Raw genomic sequence first — 26,396 nt, forward strand, 5'->3', positions numbered from 1 at the left:
GTTGAAAAAGGTCGGGATGAGTTGTGCCTAGGGGTGAAAGGCCAATCAAACTCGGAGATAGCTGGTTCTCCGCGAAATCTATTTAGGTAGAGCGTCATCCGAATACCCCTGGGGGTAGAGCACTGGATGGGTAATGGGGCCCCACAGGCTTACTGATCCTAACCAAACTCCGAATACCAGGGAGTACTAGATGGCAGACACACTGCGGGTGCTAACGCCCGTAGTGGAGAGGGAAACAACCCTGACCTCCGGCTAAGGCCCCCAATTCATGGCTAAGTGGGAAAGCAGGTGGGACGACCAAAACAACCAGGAGGTTGGCTTAGAAGCAGCCATCCTTTAAAGATAGCGTAACAGCTCACTGGTCTAATTAAGTTGTCCTGCGGCGAAGATGTAACGGGGCTCAAGCCATGAGCCGAAGCCGAGGATGCGCATAGCGCATGGTAGCGGAGCGTAGTGTGACATAGGACTACTCCTCTTCTGCATCCTTCGGGATGTAATGGAGGAGCAAGTCCTTTCTGTGAAGCCGGGCTGTAAGGCATCCGGTGGAGAGATCACTAGCGAGAATGATGACATGAGTAGCGACAAAGAGTGTGAGAGACACTCTCGCCGAAAGTCCAAGGGTTCCTGCTTAAAGCTAATCTGAGCAGGGTAAGCCGGCCCCTAAGGCGAGGCCGAAAGGCGTAGTCGATGGGAACCAGGTCAATATTCCTGGGCCATGTGGTGGTGACGGATTGCGAAGGTTGTTCCTCCTTATCGGATTGGAGGGGCCGCTTAGCAGTTCCTGGAAATAGCCCCACTTTGAGACCGTACCCTAAACCGACACAGGTGGACTGGTAGAGAATACCAAGGCGCTTGAGAGAACGATGTTGAAGGAACTCGGCAAAATACCTCCGTAAGTTCGCGAGAAGGAGGCCCAGTTTCAACGCAAGTTTTGGCTGGGGGCACAAACCAGGGGGTGGCGACTGTTTACTAAAAACACAGGGCTCTGCGAAGTCGCAAGACGACGTATAGGGTCTGACGCCTGCCCGGTGCCTGAAGGTTAAAAGGAGGGGTGAGAGCTCTGAATTGAAGCCCAGGTAAACGGCGGCCGTAACTATAACGGTCCTAAGGTAGCGAAATTCCTTGTCGGGTAAGTTCCGACCTGCACGAATGGCGTAACGACTTCCCCGCTGTCTCCAACATCGACTCAGCGAAATTGAATTGCCTGTCAAGATGCAGGCTTCCCGCGGTTAGACGGAAAGACCCCGTGCACCTTTACTACAGCTTCACACTGGCATCAGGCCATGCATGTGCAGGATAGGTGGTAGGCTTCGAAGCGGACACGCCAGTGTCCGTGGAGCCTCCCTTGAGATACCACCCTTGCATTGCTTGATGTCTAACCGCGATCCCTTATCGGGTTCCGGGACCCTGTGTGGCGGGTAGTTTGACTGGGGCGGTCGCCTCCTAAAGCGTAACGGAGGCGCGCGAAGGTTGGCTCAGAGCGGTCGGAAATCGCTCGTTGAGTGCAATGGCAGAAGCCAGCCTGACTGCAAGACTGACAAGTCGAGCAGAGTCGAAAGACGGCCATAGTGATCCGGTGGTCCCAAGTGGGAGGGCCATCGCTCAACGGATAAAAGGTACGCCGGGGATAACAGGCTGATACTGCCCAAGAGTCCATATCGACGGCAGTGTTTGGCACCTCGATGTCGGCTCATCTCATCCTGGGGCTGGAGCAGGTCCCAAGGGTATGGCTGTTCGCCATTTAAAGAGGTACGTGAGCTGGGTTTAGAACGTCGTGAGACAGTTCGGTCCCTATCTGCCGTGGGTGTAGGATACTTGAGAGGAGTTGCCCCTAGTACGAGAGGACCGGGGTGAACGATCCACTGGTGGACCAGTTGTCGTGCCAACGGCAGTGCTGGGTAGCTATGATCGGACAGGATAACCGCTGAAGGCATCTAAGCGGGAAGCCCCCCTCAAAACAAGGTATCCCTGAGGGCCGTGGAAGACCACCACGTCGATAGGCCGGAGGTGTAAGTGCAGCAATGCATTCAGCTGACCGGTACTAATGGCCCGATAGGCTTGATCCGATCCAGGAACAGCAAGGCTGTTCCAAGATCAGACGAAGCATACAACCCCTACAAAATACTTGACTTGGTATCTGTCGCTCCCAGCTTCCCGGGGGTGTCGGCCCGCAACCTGCTTCGCAGGTCGCTTCCGCCGACCCGTCGCGCTGCGCGCGACGTTGTGGGTTTTTCTTGGTTTGGTGGTCATAGCGCAAGCAAAACACCCGGCTCCATTCCGAACCCGGCCGTTAAGTGCTGCCGCGCCAATGGTACTGCGTCTCAAGACGTGGGAGAGTAGGTCACCGCCAAACCTAGTAAAACCCTCAATAAATCAACGTATCTCTCAAAACGATACAAATCGACTCTGTCGCGGGATGGAGCAGCCCGGTAGCTCGTCAGGCTCATAACCTGAAGGTCGTAGGTTCAAATCCTACTCCCGCAACCAGTCGAACCGCAAATATACAAACACATTCAAGCAGCCAGTCAGGCTGCTTTTCGCGTTTCTGGCGCCTTCTCATGTTCAGAGAACGCAAGGGTGTGGCGACCTGCCTTGAGGCAGGAGTACGTGCCTTCGTGGTCTTTCTAGAGAGCCTTCCGGAGCTCTCACGTTTGGCGCTGATAGGGCGCATAGCGCGTGGGCAAAGGAGCGGCCTCTAAGGGCCGATCGCCCCCAAAACCAGGGGAATGCATGTCTGCGTTACGCAGCCGCAGACCCAAGCCAAACGCACCGAATCACCCTCGTTTTCTTGCCAAATTCGGCCGTGTTCGGACCGGGCTCCGGCGTCCCATGCCTATTTTCCAGGCGGTGCTTTTTGAGGGCAATTTCCGCAGTTATGGAATTGCAGCGACCCGGTGAAATCGGCAATTAGATGCCCTTTGAGCCCTGATTTGCGCAGCTTTTCTCCGCGGATTTTCGCAACGTAACGTCATCACTCTTTGGTGCATTGCGGGCGAGTTCGGCACGGTTATTTTGCCGCAATTCGCATGCCCCGAGGCCTCGGGGCGTTCGGGTCCCGGGTGCCAATCGCGCCAGCGGGACCGCAGGTTTCATCGTCACAGGGAGAGGACATTGACCCGCATTTCGCGACTGACTTTGACGGCACTTCTTTCGAGCACCATGCTCGCAGGCGCCATGACCCCCGCCACCGCAGCGACCCACCCGGAAACGGGCGAGGAACTGGCGGCGGACCAGACCTTCACCTATCGTCTGCTCGACGACGTGAGCTCGCTCGACCCGCAGATTGTCGAGGATGTCGACGGCGCCGATGTGGTGCGCGACCTGTTCGAAGGCCTGATGAACCAGGATGAGGAAGGCAACCTCGTGCCCGGCGTCGCCACCGGCTATGACGTCAGCGACGACAAGCTGACCTACACGTTCCACCTGCGCGACGACGCCAAGTGGTCCAACGGCGATCCGGTGACTGCCGGTGATTTCGCTTATGCGTGGCGCCGTGCCGTCGATCCGGCGACCGCTTCGCCCTACCAGTGGTACATGGAACTGATGTCGATCGCGAACGCCAAGGCGATCGTTGCGGGCGACATGGACCCGTCGGATCTGGGCGTGAAGGCCATCGACGAGCACACCTTCGAAGTGACGTTGAGCCAGCCGCTGCCCTATTTCGCGCAGATGACCACCCATGGCACCACCTTTCCGGCACCGCAAAAGGTGATCGAGGAGTTCGGCGGCGAGTGGACCAAGCCCGAGAACATCGTCTCGAACGGCGCCTATGTGCTGACCGAGTACCGTCCGGGCGAGCGTATCGTGCGTGAGCGCAACGCGCAGTATTGGGACAACGAGAACACCATCCTCGACAAGACCGTCGCGCTGGTGATCAACGACGAGAACGTGGCGCTGACCCGTTACCTCGCCGGCGAGCTTGACCGCACCGACGTGCCCGCAGGCCAGTTCCCGCGCCTTAAGAAAGAGCACCCCGAGGAGGCGATCAGCTTCCCGCGTTTGTGCAACTACTACTACACCTTCAACCTCTCCGACTCGGGCCCTGAGGCGTTCAAGGATCCGAAGGTGCGTGAGGCGCTCTCGCTGGCGGTGGACCGCGACATCATCGCCAACAACATCAAGGCCGGTGGCGAGCCGCCCGCCTATAGCTTCACACCCGAAGCGGTTGCCGGTTTCACCCCGCCGAAGAGCGAGATGGCCGAGATGACCCAGAAGGAGCGTGACGAGAAGGCCAAGGAACTGCTCGCCGAGGCAGGCTATGGCCCCGAGAACCCGCTCAGCTTCGACGTCATCTACAACACCTCCGAGGCGCACGAGAAGATCGCCGTGGTGATGACCCAGATGTGGAAGCAGAAGCTGGGCGTTCAGGCGAATCTCGCCAACATGGAGTGGAAGGTCTTCCTCGACACCCGTGGCCAGCAGAACTTTGATCTGGCGCGCGGCGCATGGTGCGGTGACTACAACGAAGCCTCGACCTTCCTCGACCTGATCCAGAGCGACTCGGGCTACAACGACGGCAAATATGCCAACGAAGAGTATGACGCGCTGCTGGCCGACGCGAAAACCGCCGAGGACACCACGCCGCTCTACACCAAAGCCGAAGAGATCATCGCCACCGACGTGCCGGTGATCCCGATCTACCACTATGCTGGCGTCTACATGATGGACAGCGACGTCGGGAACTGGCCGACCGAGAACGTGGAACAGAACTGGTATTCGAAGAATCTCTACAAGATCGCCGAATAACCACCTGTAACCTGCCGCCCCTGCGCCCTCGTGCTGCGGGGGCGGCACCCTATCCGGATCCTCCAGAATGCTGAGCTATGTCATTCGCCGCCTGCTGGTCGCGATACCGACGATCCTTTTTCTGGTCGTCGCGTCCTTCCTGATGATGCATGTCGCCCCGGGCGGGCCTTTCACCTCTGAGCGGCCGCTGCCGCCCGAGGTGCTGGCAAACATCAACGCGCAATACGGTCTCGACCAGCCGCTGTGGAAACAGCTCTGGGACTATTTCTACAACATCGTCGTGCATTTCGACTTCGGCCCCTCCTTCGTGCAGAAGGACCGCAGCGTGAACGACGTGATCGCGCAGGGCTTCCCGATCTCGCTGACCTACGGCGCGCTGGCCTTCCTGGCCGCCTCGCTGGTGGGCATCAGCCTTGGGATCGCCGCTGCGATCCGCCACAACACCTGGATCGACTATCTGGCCGTGAGCCTCGGGATCGCCGCACAGGCGCTGCCGAACTTCATCATGGGCCCGATCCTCATCCTGACCTTCACGCTCTGGCTCGGCCTGCTGCCGGGCGGCGGCTGGAACGGCGGGCAGTGGCAGTATCTGATCATGCCGGTGATCGCGCTCTCCACCTCCTACATGGGCTCGATCGCGCGGATCACGCGCTCGTCGATGCTCGAAGTGCTGAACTCGAACTTCATCCGCACCGCCCGCGCCAAGGGCCTGTCGAACAAGGCCATCGTCTGGCGTCACGCGTTGAAGCCGACGCTGCTGCCGGTGATCTCCTACCTCGGCCCGGTGTTCGTCTACGTGCTGACCGGCTCGGTCTTCGTCGATCTCTACTTCTCGACGGGCGGCCTTGGCCAATCCTACGTCAGCTCGGCGCTGACCCGCGACTATGCGGTGCTGCTGGGGGTGACCATCCTCTACGGCGCGCTGACCGTCGTGGTGAACCTTCTGACCGACCTCGCCTATGCGTGGTTCGATCCCAAGATCCGTTACTGAGGAGGCTGACCCCGTGTTCGGAAAATCCGAAAAGGCGGCGGAACTGGCCGCCGATATCACCGATTTCAACGCCGTCCGTGGCCGCTCGCTGTTCCGCGACGCCATGGGCCGCTTCGTGCGCAACAAGGCCGCCATGGCCAGCGTGATCGTTCTGGCGCTGATTGTCGCCTTCGTCATCATCGGGCCGTTCTTCGCGGTCTGGGACAACGAAGAGATCGACTGGGCGCGCATGGGCGACATCCTTGCCCAAGGTGCCCCTTCGATCGAGACCGGCCACTTCTTCGGCCTCGACGAGCTGGGACGCGATCTCTACTCGCGCACCATTCAGGCGACGCAGACCTCGCTGCTGGTGGGTCTCATCGGCGCTGCCATGGCGCTGCTCGTGGGCACCGCGTGGGGCGTGATCGCGGGCTTCTACGGCGGCCGGCTCGACAGCGTGATGATGCGCATCGTCGACGTGCTGCTGGCGATCCCGCTGACGCTGATCCTGATCCTCATCCTCGTGGTGGCGGGCCGAAACTTCATCACGCTGTTCATCGCGCTCGGCGCGGTCTCGTGGCTGACCATGGCGCGGATCGTGCGCGGCCAGACGCTGACCCTGAAGACCCGCGAGTTCATCGAGGCTGCGCGCGCTGGCGGTGTTAGCGAAAGCGCGATCATCTTCCGCCACATCCTGCCCAACCTCATTGGCGTGGTCATCGTCTACGCCTCGCTGCTGGTGCCCGAGATGATCCTTGCGGAAAGCTTCATCTCGTTCCTCGGCCTTGGCATCTCCGAGCCGATGACCTCGCTCGGTCGCCTGATCGCCGAAGGTGCAGGCACCATGGGCTATGGCACGCTGTGGCAGCTTCTGTTCCCGCTGTTCTTTTATGTCACCATCATCATCACGATGTTCTTCATCGGAGATGGTCTGCGTGACGCTCTGGACCCGAAGGATCGCTGACATGACCATTCTTTCCGTGAAAGACCTCAAGGTCGGTTTCGAAACGCAGGACGGCCGCGTTCATGCGGTGAAGGGCGTGTCCTTCGACATCCGTGCGGGCGAATGCCTTGGCATCGTCGGCGAGTCGGGCTCAGGCAAATCGCAGAGCTTCATGGCCGCCATGGGCCTGCTGCCGCCCAATGGCACGGCGAGCGGCTCGGTGACGCTGCAGGGTTCTGAGATCCTCAACCTGCCGGTTTCCAAGCTCAACAAGGTGCGCGGCGACAAAGTCGGGATGATCTTTCAGGATCCGCTCACCGCGCTGACCCCGCATCTCAAGGTGGGCGAGCAGATGGCCGAGGTGCTGAAAGTGCACCGTGGCATGTCGGGCCGCGAGGCGGAAAAGCACTGCCTCGACTGGCTCGAGCGCGTGCGCATCCCCGAAGCCAAGCGCCGTCTCAAGCAATACCCGCACGAGCTGTCGGGTGGCATGCGCCAGCGCGTGATGATCGCGCAGGCCATGCTCTGCGAGCCCAAGTTGCTGATCGCCGACGAGCCCACCACCGCGCTCGACGTTACCGTGCAGGCCGAGGTGCTCGACCTGATGGACCAACTCAAGCGCGAGCTTGGCACCGCCATCGCCCTCATCACCCACGACATGGGCGTGGTGGCGCGGATGTGCGACCGCATCAAGGTCATGCGCCTTGGTGAGTTCGTCGAGGAAGGCGAGGTGAGCGAGATCTTCTCGCAGCCGCGCCACGACTACACCCGCCGTCTGCTCGACTCGATGCCGCGCATCGACAAGGGCGATGCCGGTGGCCGCGTCGAGGGCAAGGAGATCCTGCGCGTCGACGACATGAAGGTGTATTTCCCGATCAAACTCGACGGCGGGATCTTCGGCAAGACCGTGCCGCTGAAGGCGGTCAACGGCGTCAGCTTCGGCCTTCGTGCCGGTGAGACGCTGGGCATCGTGGGCGAGTCGGGCTGCGGCAAGTCCACGCTGGCGCGCGCCGTGCTGCGGCTGGTCGAGCCCACCGATGGCAATGTCAGCTGGCTGGGCAAGCCGCTGAACACGATGGACAAGCAGGCGCTGAAGAAGGAACGCAAGGACCTTCAGATCGTCTTTCAGGACCCGCTCGCCAGCCTCGATCCGCGGATGACCATCGCCGACTCGATTGCCGAGCCGCTGAAGACGTACCGCCCCGAGCTGACCAAGAGCGAACGGCGGGACGAGGTGCTGCGGATGATGACCCGCGTGGGTCTGGAGCCGGAGAAATACAACCGCTACCCGCACGAGCTTTCGGGCGGCCAGAACCAGCGCGTGGGCATCGCACGCGCGATGATCAACCGGCCCAAGCTGATCATCTGCGACGAGGCGGTCTCGGCGCTCGACGTGTCGATTCAGGCGCAGATCGTGAAGCTGCTGAAGGAGCTGCAGGCCGAATTCGGCATGTCGATGCTGTTCATCTCGCACGATCTGTCGGTGGTACGTGAGATCTCGAACCGGATCATGGTGCTCTACCTTGGCCGCGTGGTCGAGATGGGCGACGCCGAGACGATCTGCTCGAACCCGGCGCATCCCTACACGCAGTCGCTGATCTCGGCGGTGCCGATCCCCGATCCGGTGGCCGAACGCGCGCGCACCCGCATCCGCCTGCCCGGCGAGCTGCCCTCGCCGCTCGACGCCAAGGCGGCGCTGCGCTTCCTGCCCTCGCGGCTGGCGGCGGGCGATGTGGACTACGTGCCGCAGCTCGACCAGATCGCGCCGGGTCACTACGTGGCCGAACACGACGATCTCGAGCGGATCATGGACGCGGGCGCGGCCTGAAAGAGCCGTTATCGGAACTGACTGGGGCGGGCCTGCGGGCCCGCCCTTTTTTGTTCCGCAAATGAAAGCGATACGACAGCCGGGCGAGCGCCTGCCCGTGGGGTGGCGCAGTGACCGAAGATTTCGGCGCTTTATGCCAGCCAAATCCGGGTGAAATCCGTTCGGTGCTCGGCGATGACAAAGCGCCAGCCCGCCTGGACGGGCAGGCGCTCGCCCGGCGGCTTCGCCTTGATTCCGGGCGGGTGAACGCTCTGCTAAAACCTTGCATGGATTTATTAGACGAATCAGTCTATTAAATATACATGACCCAAGCCGACTCGCCTCTCCCTCGCTCCGACAAACCCCGCCGCGGGCGTCCGCGCACCGCTCCGGATGCCTCCGAGGCACGGCGAAAGCTAATTCGCACCGGCCTCGAGCATCTGACCGAGAAGGGCTATTCCGCGGTCGGGGTGGATGAGATCCTCAAGGCGGCGGGCGTGCCCAAGGGCAGTTTTTACCACCACTTCAAGGGCAAGGCAGAGTTCGGCCTCGCGCTCATCCACGCCTATAACGTCTATTTCCTCGAGTTGCTCGACCGCGCCTTCCGCAACGAGGCGCGCCCGCCGCTGGATCGCCTTCGCGATTTCACCAATGAGGCCGAGGCGGGCATGGCGCGGCACGGGTTTCGGCGCGGCTGTCTGGTCGGCAACCTCGGGCAGGAGATGGGCGCGCTGCCGGATGCGTTCCGCGCGGCGCTGATCGAGGTGCTCGAGGGCTGGCAGGCGCGCACCGCCGAGGTGCTGCGGCAGGCGCAGGAGGACGGCGCGCTCGCTGCAGGGCAGGACCCAGAGGCGCTCGCCGCCTTCTTCTGGATCGGCTGGGAGGGCGCGGTGCTGCGCGCGAAACTCGAGCTGAGCGCCGAGCCGCTGCGCAGCTTTGCCACCACCTATTTCCACCTGCTCGAACGCTGAGAGGAGCGACAGATGTTCAAGGCAATCCTGATCGAGAAACCCGAGGAAACGCAGAGCGTCTCCATCACCGAGCTGTCCGAAGACCAACTGCCCGAGGGCGACGTTCTGGTCGACGTGGCCTATTCGACGCTCAACTACAAGGACGCGCTCGCGCTCACCGGCGCGGCCCCCGTGGTGCGGCGCTTTCCGATGGTGCCGGGGATCGATTTCTCGGGCGTCGTTGCCGAAAGCAACCATCCCGATTTCAAGCCCGGCGACCGTGTCGTGCTGAACGGCTGGGGCGTGGGGGAGACTCGTTGGGGCGGCCTTGCCGGGTGCGCACGGGTCAAGGGTGACTGGCTGGTGCCGCTGCCCGAGGGGATCAGCAGCAAGCAGGCCATGGCGATCGGCACGGCGGGCTACACGGCGATGCTCTGCGTTCTGGCGCTGGAGCGGCACGGGGTGACACCCGAGGCTGGCGAGATCGTGGTCAGCGGCGCCGCTGGCGGGGTTGGCAGCGTGGCGGTGGCGCTGCTGGCCGCGCGCGGCTTTGACGTGGCCGCCGTCACCGGGCGCGAGGCCGAGGCGGCGTATCTGCGCGATCTGGGCGCAAGCAGCGTGCTCGACCGCTCGGAACTGACCGGCAAGCCGCGGCCCTTGAACAAGGAACGCTGGGCCGCAGGCATCGACGTGGCGGGCAGCACGGTGCTGGCCAATATGCTGTCGATGATGAAGTACCGAGGTGTGGTGGCGGCCTGCGGGCTGGCTGCGGGCATGGACCTTCCCGCCAGCGTCGCGCCGTTCATCCTGCGCGGCGTCACGCTTGCGGGCGTCGACAGCGTAATGTGCCCCAAGCCCGACCGGCTGGCGGCGTGGCAGCGTCTCGCCAGTGATCTCGACATGGCCAAGCTCGAGAAGATCACTGTCGAAGTGCCCTTCGAGGAGGTGCCGCAGATCGCGCCGAAATTCCTCGACGGTGCGGTGCGCGGCCGTATCGTGGTGCCGGTCACGCCGGAGCTTGGCTAAGCCACCCACCTAAGCCACGCGCGACCTCCGGAAACGCAAAAGGCGCCCCGAGGGGCGCCTTTGCATATTTGGTCGGAGTGAGAGGATTCGAACCTCCGGCCCCTGCCTCCCGAAGACAGTGCTCTACCAGGCTGAGCTACACTCCGACCGTGGAGCGCGGAGTACCCTAGCCTCCGGCCTTTGGCAAGGGCCGATTCACACCCTTTTCGCGTCTTTTCATCGCGCGCAGCAGCGGACCGATGCGCAGCGAGGTCCCGAACTCGATGCGGTTGCGGGTGCGCAGCACCGGGCGATTCTCCGACGCGCTCGACCGGCCCTCGCGCAGCACGATATAGACGCCGCTTCCGATGATCAGCACCGCCCCCATCAGGGTGAAGCTATCGGGATATTCGGCAAAGAAGATCGCGCCGTAGAGCGTGGCCCACAGCAGCTGCGAATATTGCATTGGCGCGACGATCACCGCCTCGCCGGTGCGATAAGAGGCGATCAGCAGCGCCGAGCCGGTGAAGGCGAGAATCGCCATCAGTCCGAACCCGCCCACATGTTCGATCGGCATCGGGCGGTAGACGAAGGGCAGGGCGCAGCCCATCACCACGAAGTTCGTCATCATCGGATAGAGCAGCAGCACCACCGAGCGTTCCTCATGGCCGATCTTGCGCACGATGATCGCCGAAAGACTGCCGAAGATCGCCGCGGTCAGCGCCGCGAGATGGCCCAGCGTTAGTTCCGTGCTGCCCGGGCGCAGCACCACGATGACGCCGGCGAGGCCGACCAGAACCGCCATCCAGCGGCGCAAACGCACCTGCTCGCCGAGGATGGGAATCGCCAGCACGGTGATCAGCAGCGGTTGCGCAAAAATGATCGCGTAGGTCTGCGCCAGCGGCAGCACCGAGAAGGCGTAGAAGGCACAGACCCCGGTGATCACCGTCGAGATGGTGCGCAGGGCGGTCCACCATGGGTGCAGCGGGCGCAGGTTGCCCGCCGTGGTGTCGCGGATCAGCATGAGACTGACCAGCGGAAAGCTCAGCAGCACCGAGAAAAACACGATCTGGAAGGGGCTGTAGGCGGCGCCCAGAACCTTCACGATGACGTCGTGTGTCGAGTAGATTCCGAAGGTGAGGAGCGCCAGCAGCGCGCCTTTCGCGTTCGATCCCATGGGTGCCGTTCCGTTGCTTCTGCCTTGCGCTCAAGGCTTAGCTTTGAGGCAGGGGAATTCAACGTGTCATGCGGCAGAACGTGAAAACGGGGCGACCTGTGGCCGCCCCGCCCAATCATTGACCATCCCTCGGGATCAGAGGCTCTCGTCGAGCGCCTCGAGGATCGCGGTGCCCATCTCGGAGGTCGAGACCGGCTGCTTGCCTTCTTCACCCAGCAGGTCCGCGGTGCGGTAGCCCTTGGCCAGAACCGCTTCGATCGCCTGCTCGAGGCGGGTCGCCTCGTCGCCCTTGTCGAAGCTGTAGCGCAGCGCCATGGCGAAGCTGAGGATACAGGCGATCGGGTTGGCCTTGCCCTGACCTGCGATATCGGGCGCAGAGCCGTGCACCGGCTCGTAGAGCGCTTTGGGGCGGCCATTGGCCATCGGGGCGCCCAGCGAGGCCGAGGGCAGCATGCCGAGCGAGCCGGTCAGCATCGCGGCGGCATCCGACAGCAGGTCGCCAAAGAGGTTGTCGGTGACGATCACGTCGAACTGCTTGGGCCAGCGGCAAAGCTGCATGGCGCCCGCGTCGGCGTACATGTGCGACAGTTCGACCTCGGGGTAGTCCTTGCCCACCTCGGTGACGACTTCGCGCCACAGGATGCCCGACTCCATCACGTTGGCCTTTTCCATCGAGCACAGCTTCTTGCCGCGGCGCATGGCCAGCTCGAACGCGCTGCGGGCAACCCGGTCGATCTCCGACTCGGTGTAGCGCTGGGTGTTGATGCCCACGCGCTCGTTGCCTTCTTCGATGATGCCGCGCGGCTCGCCGAAGTAGATGCCCGAGGTCAGCTCGCGCACGATGACGATGTCGAGGCCCGCCACCACGTCTTTCTTCAGCGACGAGAAGTCGGCCAGCGCGTCAAAGCACTGCGCCGGGCGCAGGTTGGCGTAAAGGTCCATCTCCTTGCGCAGACGCAGCAGCCCGCGCTCGGGCTTCACCGAGAAGTCCAGAACGTCGTATTTCGGGCCGCCCACGGCGCCGAGCAGAACGGCGTCCACCTCTTGGGCCTTGGCCATGGTCTCGTCGGTCAGCGGCGTGCCATGCGCGTCATAGGCACTGCCGCCCACGAGGTCTTCGCTGACATCGAATTTCAGGTCGCGCTTGTCGCCGAACCAGCCGATGACGCGGCGAACCTCTGCCATGACCTCGGGGCCGATGCCGTCGCCCGGCAGGATGAGAAGCGAAGGGGTGCTCATGGAAAGTCTCTCCTCGGAATGTTGCGCAATCGCCTAGCCGAGGGGCGAGGAATGGTCAAGAAAACAGGGGTGCGGGCAACTTCATTAACCGTCCTTCTGGGTGCTTAGCGTGACGGTGACCAGACGGTGCCGCTGGCCCTCGATGGCGGGAAAAACCCGGGCGGCGCCGACGGTGAGGCCCGCGGAGGGCAGCACATAGCTTATGCGCAGCGGTCCGGTGCTGTCCCATTCGGCGGTGGCCTGCTGCGGCAGCGGGTCCTGCAGGCGGGCATCGTCCAGCAGCGCCCGCATCTCGCCGCGCAGCCCCTCGCCGCCTTCGGGGTCGAGATTTGCGTTTCCGATCAGGACGAAAGCCCCCTCCGGCGCTGGCCCGAGCGCGCCGTCTAGGTAGTGCCGCCAGAGCGCAAGCTCGTCGGCATTGCGCCGCCCGTTGCGATCCTCCGGCCCGTCGAACACCGGCGGCGTCGCGGAATAGCACAGCAGCTGCAGCGGCAGGCCGGGGGCGTCGAGCCGCAGCACCCAATGCGCCGTGGACGACAGCCGCTGCACCTCGGGCGCGGGATCGGCGGGTTGCATCCGCGTGCCCGGCAGATCGCGCCAGAGCAGCGCCGAGAAATCCCACTCCAATCGCAGCGGGTGCCGGGCCAGCACCGCCATGCCATGCTGGCCCGAGAAAACGCCATAGCCCTGAGCGTCGCGGGGCCCGCCAAGCCGCCCGTCACCGTTCAGATCGGCGCCGCTCTCCATGCCGGAATTGGGTCGCAGGGCAAAGCGGTGGGGGTAGTCCGCGCCGCGCACAGCCAACTGTTCGCCAAGCGCATCCAGCGCCGCCTGCCCAAGATCGAAGTCCATATCGGTGAGCAGCAGCACGTCAGGCCGCGCCTCGGCGATCTGGTCAAGTATGGCTGGCAGCGGCGCGCGCGCCTCAAGGATATCGCGCAGCAGCAGGCCCGGTCCTTTGCGGCTGAGATGCGCGTGCCACGTGGCCAGGGTAAGCTCGAACGCCCCTGCCGGCACGGGCAGGGCCAGAACGGTGCAAAGAAGCACCGCCCGGATCAGGCGGGTCAGATGGTCTGCACCTCGGCTTCCGCTTCGGCGTAGGCGCGTTTGCGCTTCTGCTCGATCAGCGCGGCGATGCGCATCAGCGCGACGCCCCGCATCACGAGGCTTGCCGGAAGGAAAGCCCATGCGCTCATCGTCCAGATCAGGGTCTGCGGTTCGGTCAGCGACACGAGGTTGATGGTCTGTGCCGCGAGTTTCATGATTGCCGGGATCAGGAATGGCAGAAGAAACCCTAAAGCGACGTTAACGTTGCCATCGCGATTGAGCCGGTAGAGCACATCCTTGCCGATGGTCGGATCGAAAAGCGGCAGGTTGACCCAGAAGTTGAAGGCCCCGTTGCGCACCGGCCAGCTCAGCAGCCGCACCACCAGAACGAAGGCCAGCATGCTCAGCAGCGAGATCACATAGGCCAGCCCGGCATGGGTGCGGATCCGCTCGACGTCCTGCGCGCTCATGTCGTCGGTGGCCAGCAGCACCATCAGCCGCACCGGCGAGAAGGGAAAATCGAGCCAGCCGCCGACCTTGCCGCCGAAAGCGGTGAGCATCTGCGAGACCGCGGTGGGATAGCTCTCGCCGCGGCAGATCAGCGTCAGCACCAAAACCGTCGAAAAAAGCGCGAGGAATCTCAGGCGGTTGAATGGCGGGGCGTCGCGGAACTCGAGGATCGAAGGATAGTCGCCAACATATTCGACAAAGGTCAGCAGCGCCGCGACCAAGGCCAGCAGCGCGGTGATCTGCGCCGCGTCCGCCGCGTAGCCGGGCAAGAGCACGGCCGGCATTGCGATCAGCAAGGCCACGGCGACGGCACGGATGCCGGCTTTGACGAAACGAGTGATCACGGCTTCTGCCCTTTCGGTCGTGGGACCCCCGACGCTTTGCTGCGCCTGTGTCGCCCTCTGACCCCGCCGCGCCGGCGGATTGCCTCAATATTGCCCAAATTTTGCCTTCTTCTTGAACGCGCGGCAAGCATGCCCTGAGGGGACGGCGGAAATCTGGCGGTTTCATGGTGGAAAAGGTGCGAATTTGCATCAATTCCCGGTTTCCTTGGCGGGCTGGCGGCATCAGAGCACATGGTTGCCCCGTTTCCGTACCCGTCAAAGCGTCATGTCCCCGCGGGGATAAACAACTTAAACCATGAACAAAAACCCGCAGACTCGCCGAAAACTTGTACGAAGAGCCTGCGCGCTTTTACCGATTATTCGCCGGATTTCCAATGAATTTGACCTGACGCAACGCGAGCCGCAGGATTTGCGGGTCTGACTTCGTGCAGACGTGAGGGGCAACGCGCCGGGAGGGGAGCATGCATCAGGCAGTGACGATGGACGAAGCGGTGGATCTGATTCCCGACGGTGCGCGGGTCATGCTCTCGGGCTTCATGGGGGTCGGCACGCCTGACGGGTTGGTGCGGGCGCTGGCGCAGGCGGGCAAGAAGGACCTGACGGTGATCGTCAATGATGCCGCCCGTCCGCATCTGGGCGTCGGTCCGCTGGTGGCGGCGCGCTGCCTGCGCAAATTCATCGGCAGTCATATCGGCCTCAACCCTGATGTGCAGGAGCAGATGCGGTCGGGCGAGCTTGAGGTGGAATTGGTGCCGCAGGGCACTCTGGTCGAACGCATCCGCGCTGCCGGGGTCGGGCTTGGCGGAGTGCTTACGCCCACCGGGCTGGGGACAAAGGTGGCCGAGGGCAAGCAGGTGATCGAGGTCGAGGGCAAACCCTATCTGCTGGAGCCGCCGTTGCATGCCGATTTTGCCCTGATCGCGGCGCGCAGCTGCGATTACGTGGGCAATCTGACCTATATGCTCACCGCGACGAACTTCAATCCGATCATGGCGCTGGCGGGCGATGTGGTGATCGCCGAGCCCGAAGAGATCGTGCCGGTGGGGGTGATCCCGCCCGATGCGGTGAAAACGCCCGGCGCGCTCGTCGACCATGTGATCGGGAAGCATTGAACATGGAGATCGCCAGCATGGACCCCAAAGAGATCATCGCCCGCCGCGTCGCCGCCGAGATCAAGCCGCACACCTTGGTGAACCTCGGCATCGGTATTCCGACGCTGGTCTCGGACCATCTGGACGAGAGCCTGGGCGTGTTCTTTCAGGCCGAGAACGGCGTTGTCGGCATGGGCCACCGCCCGCCCGAGGGGATGACCGACCGCCATCTCACCGACGCTGGCGGCAGCTTCGTCTCGGCGGTGCCGGGGGCCTCGACCATCGACAGTGCCTTTTCCTTCGGGCTGATCCGCGGCGGGCATCTTGACCTGACGGTGTTGGGCGGGCTGCAGGTGGACGCGCGCGGCTATTTGGCGAACTGGATGATCCCCGGCCACTACGTGCCGGGCATGGGCGGGGCGATGGATCTGGTCACTGGGGCGAAGCGGGTGATCGTGGCGATGATCCACAGCGCCAAAGGCGGCGCGCCGAAGATCGTGCCGGAATGCGCGCTGCCGCTGACCGCCGAGCGGCGGGTGGATCTCATAGTCACCGAAATGGCGGTGATCCGTCCCGAGGACGACGGGCTGCACCTTCTGGAAACCGGCCCCGGGGTGACCGTTGCCGAGGTCCGCGCGGCGACTGCGGCAAGTTTGATCGTGAGCGGGGATGTGCCGGAGATGGACCTCTCGCGCTCGTGCTGAGGCGGGTGGGGGCGCTGCCCACCTGCCGCACGACCTGCGGCAATCGAGGATGAAGGGGGCTCCGCCCCCGCCGCGCTGCGCGCGTCTCCCCCGGGATATTTGAGCCAAGAGGAAGTGGGGCGCGGTCCGTCCTTCCTCTTGGCCCAAATATCCCCGCCGGAGGCAGGCCGGACGCCGGGCAGGCGGGGCGTTTCAGAAATGGGCGCGCGCAGCAAAAAGGGCTGTCCCCGCGGGGACAGCCCTTCGATGTTCATGCCTGAATGCAGCTCAGACCCACCTCAGACCCAGGGGCGGGACTGGGCGGCGGCGGTTTCGAACGTGTCGATGGCGCCGGCTTTTTCCATGGTCAGGCCAATGTCGTCGAGGCCCTCGAGAAGGCAGTGCTTGCGGAAGGGGTCGACCTCGAAGGCGAACTCCTCGCCGTCGGAGGTGGTGACGATCTGGTTCTCCAGATCAACCGTCATCCGCGCGTTGGAGCCTTTTTCTGCGTCCTTCATCAGCACATCGACCGCCTCTTGCGGCATGACGATGGGCAGCATGCCGTTCTTGAAGCAGTTGTTGTAGAAGATGTCGGCGAAGGAGGTGGAGATCACCACCTTGATGCCGAAGTCGGCGAGCGCCCAAGGGGCGTGTTCGCGCGACGAGCCGCAGCCGAAGTTGTCGCCCGCGACGATGACCGAAGCCTCGCGGTAGGCGGGCTGGTTCAGCACGAACTCGGGGTTCTCGGAGCCATCGTCGAGATAGCGCATCTCGTCAAAGGCATGCACGCCGAGTCCCGAGCGTTTGATCGTCTTCAGGAACTGCTTGGGGATGATCATATCGGTGTCGATATTGACCAGCGGCATGGGCGCCGCGATCCCGGTCAGTTTCTCGAATTTTTCCATCTGTCCCTCCTTGGGGATGGGGCAAATCCTTGGGGCACAATCCATGCACAAGCGATGCACACTGCATGCATATGCGGCTGCGCCCGTCCGGAGTGCCGGAACTGGGGGAGGGGCCCCGCGCGGGGCCCCGGGATCGCTTACGCCGGAGCAGGCGCGTCCATAAGCTCGCGCACGTCGGTCAGATGACCGGTGACCGCCGCCGCCGCCGCCATCGCCGGCGACATGAGGTGGGTGCGTCCGCCCTTGCCCTGACGGCCTTCGAAGTTGCGGTTCGAGGTGGCGGCGCAGCGCTCGCCCGGTGCCAGCTGGTCGGGGTTCATCGCAAGGCACATGGAGCAGCCCGCGAGCCGCCATTCGAAGCCCGCGTCGATGAAGATCTGCGCAAGGCCTTCTTCCTCGGCCTGAGCGCGAACGAGGCCCGAGCCCGGTACGACCATGGCGCGCATGCCGTCCTTGATCTTCTTGCCCTTGAGGATCTCGGCTGCGGCGCGCAGGTCTTCGATCCGGCCATTGGTGCAGGATCCGATGAACACCGTGTCGATCTTGATGTCGGTCAGCTTCTGGCCGGCCTCGAGACCCATGTAGGTGAGCGCGCGCTTGGCCGCTTCGACCTTGCCGCCGGCAAAGCTGTCGGGGGCGGGCACCACATCGGTGATCGGCAGCACGTCCTCGGGCGAGGTGCCCCAGGTGACGACGGGGGCGATGTCTTCGCCCTTGATGGTGACGACCTTGTCCCAATGCGCGTCGTCATCGGAGTAGAGCGTCTTCCACCAGTCGAGCGCGGCCTCGAACTGCGCGCCCTTCGGCGCATGCGGGCGGCCCTTGACGTATTCGAAGGTGGTCTCGTCGGGGGCGATCAGGCCAGCGCGGGCGCCGCCCTCGATGGCCATGTTGCAGACGGTCATCCGGCCTTCCATCGACAGCGAGCGGATCGCTTCGCCGCAATACTCGATGACATAGCCGGTGCCGCCGCCGGTGCCGGTGTGACCGATGACCGAGAGCGTGATGTCCTTGGCGGTGACGCCCGGGCGCAGCTGGCCGGTGATCTCGACCTTCATGTTCTTCGACTTGGACTGGATCAGCGTCTGGGTGGCGAGCACGTGCTCGACCTCGGAGGTGCCGATGCCATGCGCCAGCGCGCCGAAGGCGCCGTGGGTGGCGGTGTGCGAATCGCCGCAGACCACGGTCATGCCCGGAAGCGTCCAGCCCTGTTCGGGGCCGACGATGTGCACGATGCCCTGGCGGACGTCGCTGACCGGGTAGTAGTTCACGCCGAAGTCGCGGGCGTTCTTGTCGAGCGCCTCGACCTGGATGCGGCTCTCTTCGTTCTCGATGCCGTTTTCACGGTCGAGGGTCGTCGGCACGTTGTGGTCGGGCACGGCGATGGTGCGCTGCGGCGCGCGGACCTTGCGGCCGGTCATGCGCAGACCTTCGAAAGCCTGCGGCGAGGTCACCTCGTGCACGAGGTGGCGGTCGATGTAGAGAAGGCAGGTGCCGTCTTCGTCCTGCTGGACGACGTGGGCATCCCAGATCTTGTCGTAGAGCGTCTTGCCGGACATGGGGGTCCTCTCGGGATATATGTCTTGGGAATTTGGCTTGGGCTTGGCGCAGGTCGAAGGCCCCCGCGCCGGGGCGGGCTAAAGACAGCCTTATAGGCGCGCCAGAACCGTGAAGTTCGCGCCGTGGAACCGTTCGCGCAGACGCACGCGGTCGCCGAGGTCAAGAAGCCGAGTCATGCGGCGGGGATACTCCTTTGCCGCGTGCCGATCAACCCATCGCAGACATTCGGCAGACGCCGGCGCGGAAGGATCGGAACTTTTGGCGGGCTCGGGCGTAGTTTTCTTACCGTCGTGGAGGAGCCAAGATGACCTTGATGAATGCCATGCACCTTGTCCTGATCGCCACGCTGCTTTGGGCGCTGGTGCTGAGCCTGCCGAATGCCGAAGCGCAGGAGATCAGCGTGACGCTTCCCAAGCACTGAGTGCCCCCGCTTGCGCTCAAAGCCTTGAGCGAAAACGATTGTGGTGCCACGCTGCCCGCGTGAGGAGCCACGCCAGACGATGAACCCACATGAGGAACCGACGCCCTTTGAGGCGCTGCAGCAGACCGGGCTGACCCTATGGGGGCAGGTCGACACCTTCCTTGCGATCGTGCTGCGGCCTTGGATGTTCTACCAGCTTGGCATCGCCCTTGGCCTTTTCGCGCTGGCGCATCTGCTGCGAGCGTGGCTGGGACCGAAGCTGCACAATTGGATGCGGGCCCGCGAGGGCTGGCCGAAGTGGCAGATGCGCATTCTCATCGTGCTGCACCGGCGGTTGCGGATGATCATCTTTGTGATCCTGATCTGGCATGTGATCGGGATCATGCATCAGGTCACATGGCCGTCGCGCACATATCTTCTTGAAATTATTGCGCAGCTGTCGAGCGCTTGGCTGGTGATCGCGCTGATCACGCGGCTCATCGGCAACCCGGCGCTGCGCTCGCTGGTGCGCTATGGGGCGTGGGGCTACGTCACCATCTGGATCCTCGGGCTGACCGATGAGGCGCAGGCGCTTCTCGAAAGCGCGGCGGTGAGTTTCGGCGACTCGAAACTGTCGCTCTGGCTGATCCTTCAGGCGGTGGTGATCCTCATCGCGCTGGTGGCGGTGGCGCGATTCCTGACCACGGCGGGGGCGGCGAGCATCCGGCGCAACGAGGGGATCAGCCCCTCGATGCAGGTTCTGGCGGTGAAATTCCTGCAGGTGGCGCTCTATGGCGCGGCCTTTTTCATGGCGCTGAAACTGGCCGGGGTGGACCTGACCGGCCTCGCGGTGCTGTCGGGCGCCATCGGCGTGGGCCTTGGCTTTGGCCTGCAGAAGGTGGTGTCGAACCTCGTGTCGGGGGTGATCATCCTGCTCGACAAGTCGATCAAGCCGGGCGACGTGATCTCCATCGGCGAGACCTTCGGATGGATCAACGCGCTGGGCGCGCGCTATGTTTCGATCACCACGCGCGACGGCAAGGAATACCTCATCCCCAACGAGGACATGATCACCGGGCAGGTGGTCAACTGGTCGCATTCCAACGAGCTGGTGCGGGTCGACATCCATTTCGGCACCGCCTACGGCGACGATCCGCATCTGGTGCGCAAAGTGGCGATCGAGGCGGCGCTGGGCGTGAAGCGGGTGCTGAGCCACAAGCCGCCGGTCTGCCATATCACCGGATTTGGAGACTCGTCGGTGGATTACATCCTGCGGTTCTGGATCATCGATCCGTCGCAGGGGCTGACCAACATCCGGGGCAATGTCTTCCTCGCGCTTTGGGACGCCTTCAAGGAGCACGGCATCTCGATCCCCTTCCCGCAGCGCGAGGTGCGGATGCTGGGCGGGGCGCAGGAAGACGAGAGGGACGCGTTGGAAGGCCCGGCGGAAGCTCCGGTGACGGAACGTCCGGGCTGACAGCGGTGCTGCGCTGCGGCATGGTCCGCGCGACTGTCAGTTGAGAGGAGAGCCGTCATGTCCGCAGCCAATCCCGAAGAGATCGTCATCCTGAGCGGCGCGCGCACCGCCATCGGCACCTTTGGCGGATCGCTGAAATCCGTCCCGCCGATCGAGTTGGGCACGGTGGCGGCCAAGGCGGCGCTGGAGCGCGCCGGCGTCGAAGGCGGGCAGATCGGGCAGGTGGTCTTTGGCCATGTGCTGAACACCGAGCCGCGCGACATGTATCTGTCGCGCGTCGCGGCCATGCAGGCGGGCATTCCCGACACCACCCCGGCGATGAACGTGAACCGGCTCTGCGGCTCCGGCGCGCAGGCGGTGGTCTCGGGCGTGCAGGCGCTGATGCTGGGCGATGCGAATTTCGCGCTGGTGGGCGGCGCCGAGAGCATGAGCCGCGCGCCCTATATCATCCCCGACCAGCGTTGGGGCCAGAAGATGGGCGATATCCGCACCCTCGACATGATGTTGGGCGCGCTGAACTGCCCCTTCGGCACCGGCCACATGGGCATCACCGCCGAGAATGTCGCGAAAGAGAACGACATCTCGCGCGCGGCGCAGGACGCTTTCGCGCTGGAGAGCCAGCAGCGCGCCGCCAAGGCCATCGAGGCGGGGATCTTTGCCGAGCAGATCGTGCCGGTGGAGATCGCCTCGCGCCGTGAGACCGTGGTCTTCGACACCGACGAGCACCCCAAGGCGACGACGCTGGAGAAACTGGCAGGGCTGCGTCCGGCCTTCGACCGCGACGGCTCGGTGACGGCGGGCAACGCTTCGGGTCTCAACGACGGGGCGGCGGCGCTGGTGCTGGCACGCGGCGAGGCCGCGGCGGCGGCGGGGCTGACGCCGCGCGCCCGTTTGCTGGGCTACGCCCACGCCGGGGTGCGCCCCGAGGTCATGGGCATCGGCCCGGTCCCGGCGGTGGAGAACCTGCTGGTCCGCACCGGCCTGTCGCTGGCGGAGTTCGACGTGATCGAAAGCAACGAGGCCTTTGCCGCGCAGGCGCTGGCGGTGAACAAGGGGCTGGGGCTCGACCCGGCGAAGGTGAACCCCAATGGCGGGGCCATCGCGCTTGGCCATCCCATCGGCGCCACCGGCGCGATCCTGATGGTGAAAGCGCTCTACGAGCTGGAGCGTACCGGGGGCCGTAAGGCGCTGATCACCATGTGCATCGGCGGCGGTCAGGGCATCGCGCTCGCCATCGAGCGGGTGTAACTGGCGGCGCTGCGTGGGAATGTGCGAGGGGCGCTGCCCCTCGCGCCGGAGGCGCGGCAAAGGAAAATGCGAGGGGCGCTGCCCCTCGCGCTCCCCGGCGTATTTTTAAAGAGAAGAAGGGCGGACCGCTGGCCTTAGTGGGGCGGGTGGTGCGTCAGACCTCGACCTGTTGCCACAGGCCCGGATAGCGGGTGGGGAAGCCGCAGGGGTCGACGCTGATCTGTGTCTCATAGCCGGTCTGCGCGGCTTGATAGCTGACCAGACCGCCGCGCTCGCGCGTGTAGCTTTGGTCGAGCGGGTCGAGCCGGGGGCCCGGCAGCCGCATCCATGCGGCGCGCACCGGCAGGCGCCCGACCTCGGGCAGGCGGCGCAGCGGCATCAGGTTGGTCGCCGGGGTGAAGGAGAAGTCGATGTCGCTGCAGCCGGAAAGCTCGGGCAGCGGCGCGCCGTTGAGCGCCCAATGCCCGCCCTCGCAGGTGATGCGGCAGCGCATCTCTTCGCCGCTGAGGGTGCCGGTGACATCGGCGCTGCGGGTCAGCCAGTCGGGGCCGCAGCGCACCACGTAATCCAGCGCCGCCCAGCCCGAGCCGTCGCGGAACCGCGCGTGACCGACCAGCATGTAGCCATCCTCGTGCCGCGCGAGACGGCATTTGTCCTCGCCGTCGCGGTCCAGCGCGCGCCAGTGCATCGTGCCCAGAGTTTCGGTCATCGGCGCGCACCGCCGTTATGTCGGACCCTATGGTCGCGAACCCAGTCGTTGCGGACCCGGTCTTTGCGGACCCTGTGGGCGCGTGTCGGGAAAACCTGCTGCATGCGCGTCTCCTCCCCGTCGGATGCGGCCCTGCCGCATCCCTTGCGGCAAGGCTGTACCATGGTGCCCCTGCCCCTTCGTAAAGGCAAGCGGGCGTTTTGCATCGGTTTTCTTAAGAAGATGTTCACCGTGGCGCGCGCAGTGTGGCCCTGTCGCAGAGGGCATTGGGCATGGAGATCGCGGCACGGCTGGCCGAGGAACGGCGCGCGCGACTGGCGGCGGAGCGTTTGCTTGAGCTCAAGCAGGCGGAGCTTTTTGCCGCCAATCGCAAGCTCAACCTGCACGCGCGGCAGCTGAGCCACGAAATCACCGAGACCCGCGCCGAGGTTGCCACGGTGCGCGACGAGAACCAGCGGGTGAAGACTCAGCTTGGCGCCGCGCATCAGAAGATCGAACTGGTCGAGGGGCAGCTTTGGACCGCGCTGGCCTGCATGCGCGACGGGTTCGCCACCTTCAACGCCGAGCGGCGGATGGAGCTGGCCAACCCGGCGTGGCTGGCGCTGTTCGATGGGCTCGACACCATCGGGCCGGGGGCGGGCTATGCGCATGTGCTCGACATGATGGTCGAGGAGGGGATCGTCGATCTGCAGGGCGAGCATGGCGACGACTGGCGCGCCCGCATGGCCGCCCGCTGGGAGGCCGATCCGATCCCGACCGAGACCATCCGCATCTACACCGGGCAGTTCCTGCAACTGCAGGACCGGCATCTGCCCGACGGCGGCGTGGTGACGCTGAGCTTTGACATCACCGATCTGATGCGCATGTGGTCGGCGCTGGAAGAGCTGCCCGACGGCTTCGTCATCTTCGATGCCGAGGACCGGCTGCTGATGTGCAACGAGACCTACCGCGAGATCTACCACGCCAGCGCCGAGGCGATCCGCCCCGGTGTCAGCTTTGAGGACATCCTGCGCCACGGGCTGGCGCGCGGCCAGTACCGCGAGGCGATGGGCCGCGAGGAGCACTGGCTCGAAGAGCGGTTGAGCGCGCATCGCGGCGCCGAGCGCGAGCTTGAGCAGCAGCTGGGGGACGGGCGCTGGCTGCGGGTCTACGAGCGGCCGCTGACCGATGGCGGACGGGTCGGGCTGCGCATCGACATCACCGAGGCCAAGCGCATCCAGCAGGAGCTGGAAGAGGCGCGGCAGCGGGCCGAGACCGCGAGCCACGCCAAATCCACCTTCCTTGCCAATATGAGCCATGAGATCCGCACGCCGATGAATGGCGTGGTGGGCATGGCGGCGCTGCTGATGGACAGCGCGCTGAGCGAGGAGCAGCGGCTCTATGCCGAGACGATCCGCAGTTCCGGCGAGGCGCTGCTGCTGATCATCAACGACATTCTCGATTATTCGAAGATCGAGGCGGACCGCATGGCGCTGTGTGCCGAGGCGTTCGATCTGGAGCGGGCGATCCATGAGGTAGCGCTGCTGCTGCAGCCGGCGGCGCGCGAGAAGGGCGTGGCGCTGCTGGTGGATTATGACCCGAGCCTGCCCGCCGGGCTGGTGGGGGACGCGGGGCGGATCCGGCAGATCCTCACCAACCTTGTTGGCAACGCGGTGAAATTCACCGCCGAGGGCCATGTGTTGATCCGTGTGAGCGGCAGCGCAGAGGCAGGGCGCGCGGCGCTGAGCCTGACGGTGGAGGACACCGGCATCGGCATCGCGCGCGACAAGCTCGACCACATCTTTGGCGAGTTCAATCAGGTGGAGGACGCGCGCAACCGCAGTTTCGAGGGCACCGGGCTGGGGCTGGCGATCACCCGGCGGCTGGTGGAGATGATGGGCGGTGAGCTTTGGGTGGACAGCGAGTTGGGCGAGGGGGCCTGTTTCGGGCTGCGGCTGGATCTGCCTTTGGCCGAGGCGCCGCAGGGCGATCCGCTGGCGCTTCCCACGGGGCTGCGCCGCGCGCTGGTGGTCGCCGCCATGCCCGAGAGTCGGGCGATCCTGCTGCGGCAGCTGGGCGCGCTGGGGCTGGAGGCGGTCTGGTGCGCCTCGGGCGATGCGGCGCTGGATCATGCGCGGGCGGGCGAGGTGGATCTGGTGATCGCCGAACAGGCGCTGCCGGGGCTCGAGGGCGCAGAGTTGGCACAGGCGCTGGCAGGGGGCGGCCCGCCGGTGCTGCTGCTGTCGCCGCAGCCCGCCTCGGTGCCGCAGGGCTCGGGCGCGTTTGCGGTGGTTCAGATGCCCGTGTCGCGCCGGAGCCTCTGCGCGGCGCTGGCGGGCTGGGACGGGCATGAGAGGCGCCTGTCTCCGCCGCCGCCCGCGCCGCGCGCCGCGCCTGCCAGTGGGACGGGCGCGCTCGATCTGCTGCTCGCCGAGGACAACCGCACCAACCAGCTGGTGTTTCGCAAGATGGCCGAGGCGCTGGATTTGCCGTTGCAGCTGCGCTTTGCCTGCGACGGCGCCGAGGCGGTGGGCGAGTTCGAGGCGCGGCGTCCCGATCTCATCTTTATGGACATCTCGATGCCCGGCATGGACGGCAAAGAGGCGACGCGGCGCATCCGCGAGATCGAGGGCGACGGGCCGCGCGTGCCGATCATCGCGGTCACCGCCCATGCGATGACCGGCGACCGCGAGGCGCTGATCGCGGCGGGGCTCGACGATTATCTGACCAAACCGTTGCGCAAGCCGGACCTGGCGCGGCTGATCGAGAAATGGTCGGGCCCCGCTGCGGCTCAGGTTTCGGGGTGAGCCCGGACGAAGGCGGGCTGATCCTCGGTCGAGCGCGCCGCGTCATAGGCGTAGCCGCCAAGATCGAAGTCGCGCAGCCCCTCGGGATCGGTGATCCGGCGGGTGATCATGAAGCGCGCCATCGCGCCGCGGGCGCGCTTGGCGTAGAAGCTGATGACCTTGGGCTCGCCGCCTTTATCCTCGAGGAATTGCGGTGTGATCACCCGCAGGTTCAGCGCCTTGCGGTCGACCGCGCCGAAATATTCCTGACTGGCGCAGTTCACCAGCACATCGGTGCCGAGCGCCTCGCCCTGCGCGTTGAGCGCCTTCGACAGCCGGTCGCCCCAGAAATCATAGAGCGATTTGCCGCGCTCGGTCTTCAGGCGCGAGCCCATTTCCAGCCGGTAGGGCTGGATCGCATCGAGCGGGCGCAGCACGCCGTAGAGGCCTGAGAGGATCCGCAGGTGATCCTGCGCATAGTCCATTTCCTCGGGTTCGAGCGAGGCGGCGTCGAGCCCTTGATAGGTGTCCCCGGCAAAGGCCAGCGCGGCGGGACGGGTGGCCTCGATCTCGGGCTCTTCGGCATAATCGCGGAACCGGTCACGGTTGAGCTCGGCCAGCTTGTCCGACAGATGCATGAGCTTTTTCAGCTCGGGCACCCCCAGCTTGCGCGCGGTTTTCACCAGCTGCATCGCCTCATCAGGGAAATCCATCGCCGTCATCTGCGTGTCGCGCGGCGTCCAGTCCAGTTTCTTCGCAGGCGAAATCACCACGAGCATGCGCGGTTACTCCTTGAACATATCCATCAGTTTGGAATCGT

The 26,396-nt window shown here is 64.6% G+C and carries 20 protein-coding genes, 2 tRNA genes and 2 rRNA genes (1 of these 24 running past the window's edge); 15 read left to right on the top strand and 9 right to left on the bottom strand.

What is annotated here, in order from left to right; translation table 11 throughout:
• From AYJ57_RS07895 to acuI, 10 genes are all read left to right on the top strand, one after another.
• A 23S ribosomal RNA gene (locus tag AYJ57_RS07895) occupies positions 1-2,066 on the top strand (it extends 768 nt beyond the left edge of the window).
• Positions 2,067-2,238: 172 nt separating this feature from the next.
• Positions 2,239-2,353 (top strand): 5S ribosomal RNA (gene rrf / locus AYJ57_RS07900).
• Positions 2,354-2,410: 57 nt separating this feature from the next.
• Positions 2,411-2,487: transfer RNA gene (locus AYJ57_RS07905), tRNA-Met, on the top strand.
• Positions 2,488-3,174: 687 nt separating this feature from the next.
• Positions 3,175-4,746: a peptide ABC transporter substrate-binding protein gene (locus AYJ57_RS07910; protein ID WP_442974569.1), complete on the top strand. Its 1,572-nt coding sequence runs from the start codon at positions 3,175-3,177 to the stop codon at positions 4,744-4,746.
• 67 nt (positions 4,747-4,813) lie between these two features.
• Positions 4,814-5,737, top strand: a complete 924-nt coding sequence (oppB, locus tag AYJ57_RS07915) for an oligopeptide ABC transporter permease OppB (protein ID WP_066103521.1) — start codon at positions 4,814-4,816, stop codon at positions 5,735-5,737.
• A gap of 13 nt (positions 5,738-5,750) precedes the next feature.
• Positions 5,751-6,680: an ABC transporter permease subunit gene (locus AYJ57_RS07920; protein WP_066103522.1), complete on the top strand. Its 930-nt coding sequence runs from the start codon at positions 5,751-5,753 to the stop codon at positions 6,678-6,680.
• Position 6,681: 1 nt separating this feature from the next.
• Entirely contained in the window at positions 6,682-8,487 is a 1,806-nt protein-coding gene (locus tag AYJ57_RS07925) for an ABC transporter ATP-binding protein (protein ID WP_066103524.1), read from the top strand.
• Between the two features lie 110 nt (positions 8,488-8,597).
• On the top strand, positions 8,598-8,783 hold the full coding sequence (locus AYJ57_RS25850; RefSeq protein WP_157374021.1) for a hypothetical protein: 186 nt from the start codon (positions 8,598-8,600) through the stop codon (positions 8,781-8,783).
• Between the two features lie 6 nt (positions 8,784-8,789).
• Positions 8,790-9,437 (top strand): acrylate utilization transcriptional regulator AcuR, encoded by a 648-nt coding sequence (gene acuR, locus AYJ57_RS07930; protein WP_066103525.1) that lies wholly within the window; start codon positions 8,790-8,792, stop codon positions 9,435-9,437.
• Positions 9,438-9,449: 12 nt separating this feature from the next.
• A complete protein-coding gene (gene acuI / locus AYJ57_RS07935; RefSeq protein ID WP_066103527.1) occupies positions 9,450-10,442 on the top strand; it encodes an acrylyl-CoA reductase (NADPH) in 993 nt (330 codons plus the stop codon).
• A gap of 69 nt (positions 10,443-10,511) precedes the next feature.
• Here the strand turns inward: acuI and AYJ57_RS07940 are convergent.
• The 5 genes from AYJ57_RS07940 to AYJ57_RS07960 form a co-directional block, all read right to left on the bottom strand.
• Positions 10,512-10,588, bottom strand: a tRNA-Pro gene (locus tag AYJ57_RS07940).
• A gap of 20 nt (positions 10,589-10,608) precedes the next feature.
• Complete coding sequence (locus AYJ57_RS07945) at positions 10,609-11,598, bottom strand: DMT family transporter (RefSeq protein ID WP_066103530.1); 990 nt, start codon at positions 11,596-11,598, stop codon at positions 10,609-10,611.
• A gap of 135 nt (positions 11,599-11,733) precedes the next feature.
• The gene (leuB, locus tag AYJ57_RS07950) at positions 11,734-12,837 is read right to left on the bottom strand and encodes a 3-isopropylmalate dehydrogenase (protein WP_066103532.1); all 1,104 of its coding nucleotides are present in this window, start codon (positions 12,835-12,837) and stop codon (positions 11,734-11,736) included.
• 84 nt (positions 12,838-12,921) lie between these two features.
• The gene (locus tag AYJ57_RS07955; protein WP_193789529.1) at positions 12,922-13,884 is read right to left on the bottom strand and encodes an endonuclease/exonuclease/phosphatase family protein; all 963 of its coding nucleotides are present in this window, start codon (positions 13,882-13,884) and stop codon (positions 12,922-12,924) included.
• Positions 13,885-13,901: 17 nt separating this feature from the next.
• On the bottom strand, positions 13,902-14,738 hold the full coding sequence (locus tag AYJ57_RS07960) for a hypothetical protein (RefSeq protein WP_066103534.1): 837 nt from the start codon (positions 14,736-14,738) through the stop codon (positions 13,902-13,904).
• A 461-nt stretch (positions 14,739-15,199) separates the two neighbouring features.
• Here AYJ57_RS07960 and AYJ57_RS07965 point away from each other — a divergent pair, with 461 nt between their 5' ends.
• Together AYJ57_RS07965 and AYJ57_RS07970 are read left to right on the top strand one after the other, a co-directional pair.
• On the top strand, positions 15,200-15,850 hold the full coding sequence (locus AYJ57_RS07965) for a CoA transferase subunit A (RefSeq protein WP_066103536.1): 651 nt from the start codon (positions 15,200-15,202) through the stop codon (positions 15,848-15,850).
• 17 nt (positions 15,851-15,867) lie between these two features.
• Positions 15,868-16,533 carry a 3-oxoacid CoA-transferase subunit B gene (locus AYJ57_RS07970; protein WP_066106862.1) on the top strand — a complete coding sequence of 222 codons (666 nt, stop codon included), beginning with the start codon at positions 15,868-15,870 and terminating at the stop codon, positions 16,531-16,533.
• A 278-nt stretch (positions 16,534-16,811) separates the two neighbouring features.
• Here the strand turns inward: AYJ57_RS07970 and leuD are convergent, their stop codons facing one another.
• Entirely contained in the window at positions 16,812-17,417 is a 606-nt protein-coding gene (gene leuD, locus AYJ57_RS07975; protein WP_066103539.1) for a 3-isopropylmalate dehydratase small subunit, read from the bottom strand.
• 137 nt (positions 17,418-17,554) lie between these two features.
• Positions 17,555-18,976 (bottom strand): 3-isopropylmalate dehydratase large subunit, encoded by a 1,422-nt coding sequence (leuC, locus tag AYJ57_RS07980; protein ID WP_066103541.1) that lies wholly within the window; start codon positions 18,974-18,976, stop codon positions 17,555-17,557.
• Positions 18,977-19,477: 501 nt separating this feature from the next.
• Between leuC and AYJ57_RS07985 the strand changes: the two genes are divergently transcribed.
• Together AYJ57_RS07985 and AYJ57_RS07990 are read left to right on the top strand one after the other, a co-directional pair.
• Positions 19,478-20,854: a mechanosensitive ion channel family protein gene (locus AYJ57_RS07985; protein ID WP_083191187.1), complete on the top strand. Its 1,377-nt coding sequence runs from the start codon at positions 19,478-19,480 to the stop codon at positions 20,852-20,854.
• 57 nt (positions 20,855-20,911) lie between these two features.
• Entirely contained in the window at positions 20,912-22,102 is a 1,191-nt protein-coding gene (locus tag AYJ57_RS07990; RefSeq protein WP_066103544.1) for an acetyl-CoA C-acyltransferase family protein, read from the top strand.
• A 154-nt stretch (positions 22,103-22,256) separates the two neighbouring features.
• Here AYJ57_RS07990 and AYJ57_RS07995 read toward each other — a convergent pair whose 3' ends face one another.
• Positions 22,257-22,811 carry a putative glycolipid-binding domain-containing protein gene (locus AYJ57_RS07995; RefSeq protein ID WP_066103547.1) on the bottom strand — a complete coding sequence of 185 codons (555 nt, stop codon included), beginning with the start codon at positions 22,809-22,811 and terminating at the stop codon, positions 22,257-22,259.
• A 272-nt stretch (positions 22,812-23,083) separates the two neighbouring features.
• On the opposite strand from AYJ57_RS07995, the gene AYJ57_RS08000 reads away from it, so the two are divergent.
• A complete protein-coding gene (locus AYJ57_RS08000; protein ID WP_066103549.1) occupies positions 23,084-25,597 on the top strand; it encodes a hybrid sensor histidine kinase/response regulator in 2,514 nt (837 codons plus the stop codon).
• Here the strand turns inward: AYJ57_RS08000 and yaaA are convergent.
• Positions 25,582-26,355, bottom strand: coding sequence for a peroxide stress protein YaaA (gene yaaA, locus AYJ57_RS08005; protein ID WP_066103551.1), 774 nt, complete (start codon positions 26,353-26,355; stop codon positions 25,582-25,584). The genes AYJ57_RS08000 and yaaA overlap by 16 nt on opposite strands.
• Positions 26,356-26,396: the final 41 nt, after the last annotated feature.

Origin of the sequence: Salipiger sp. CCB-MM3 (genome assembly GCF_001687105.1) — a bacterium.
In the GTDB taxonomy this organism is placed as follows: domain Bacteria; phylum Pseudomonadota; class Alphaproteobacteria; order Rhodobacterales; family Rhodobacteraceae; genus Salipiger.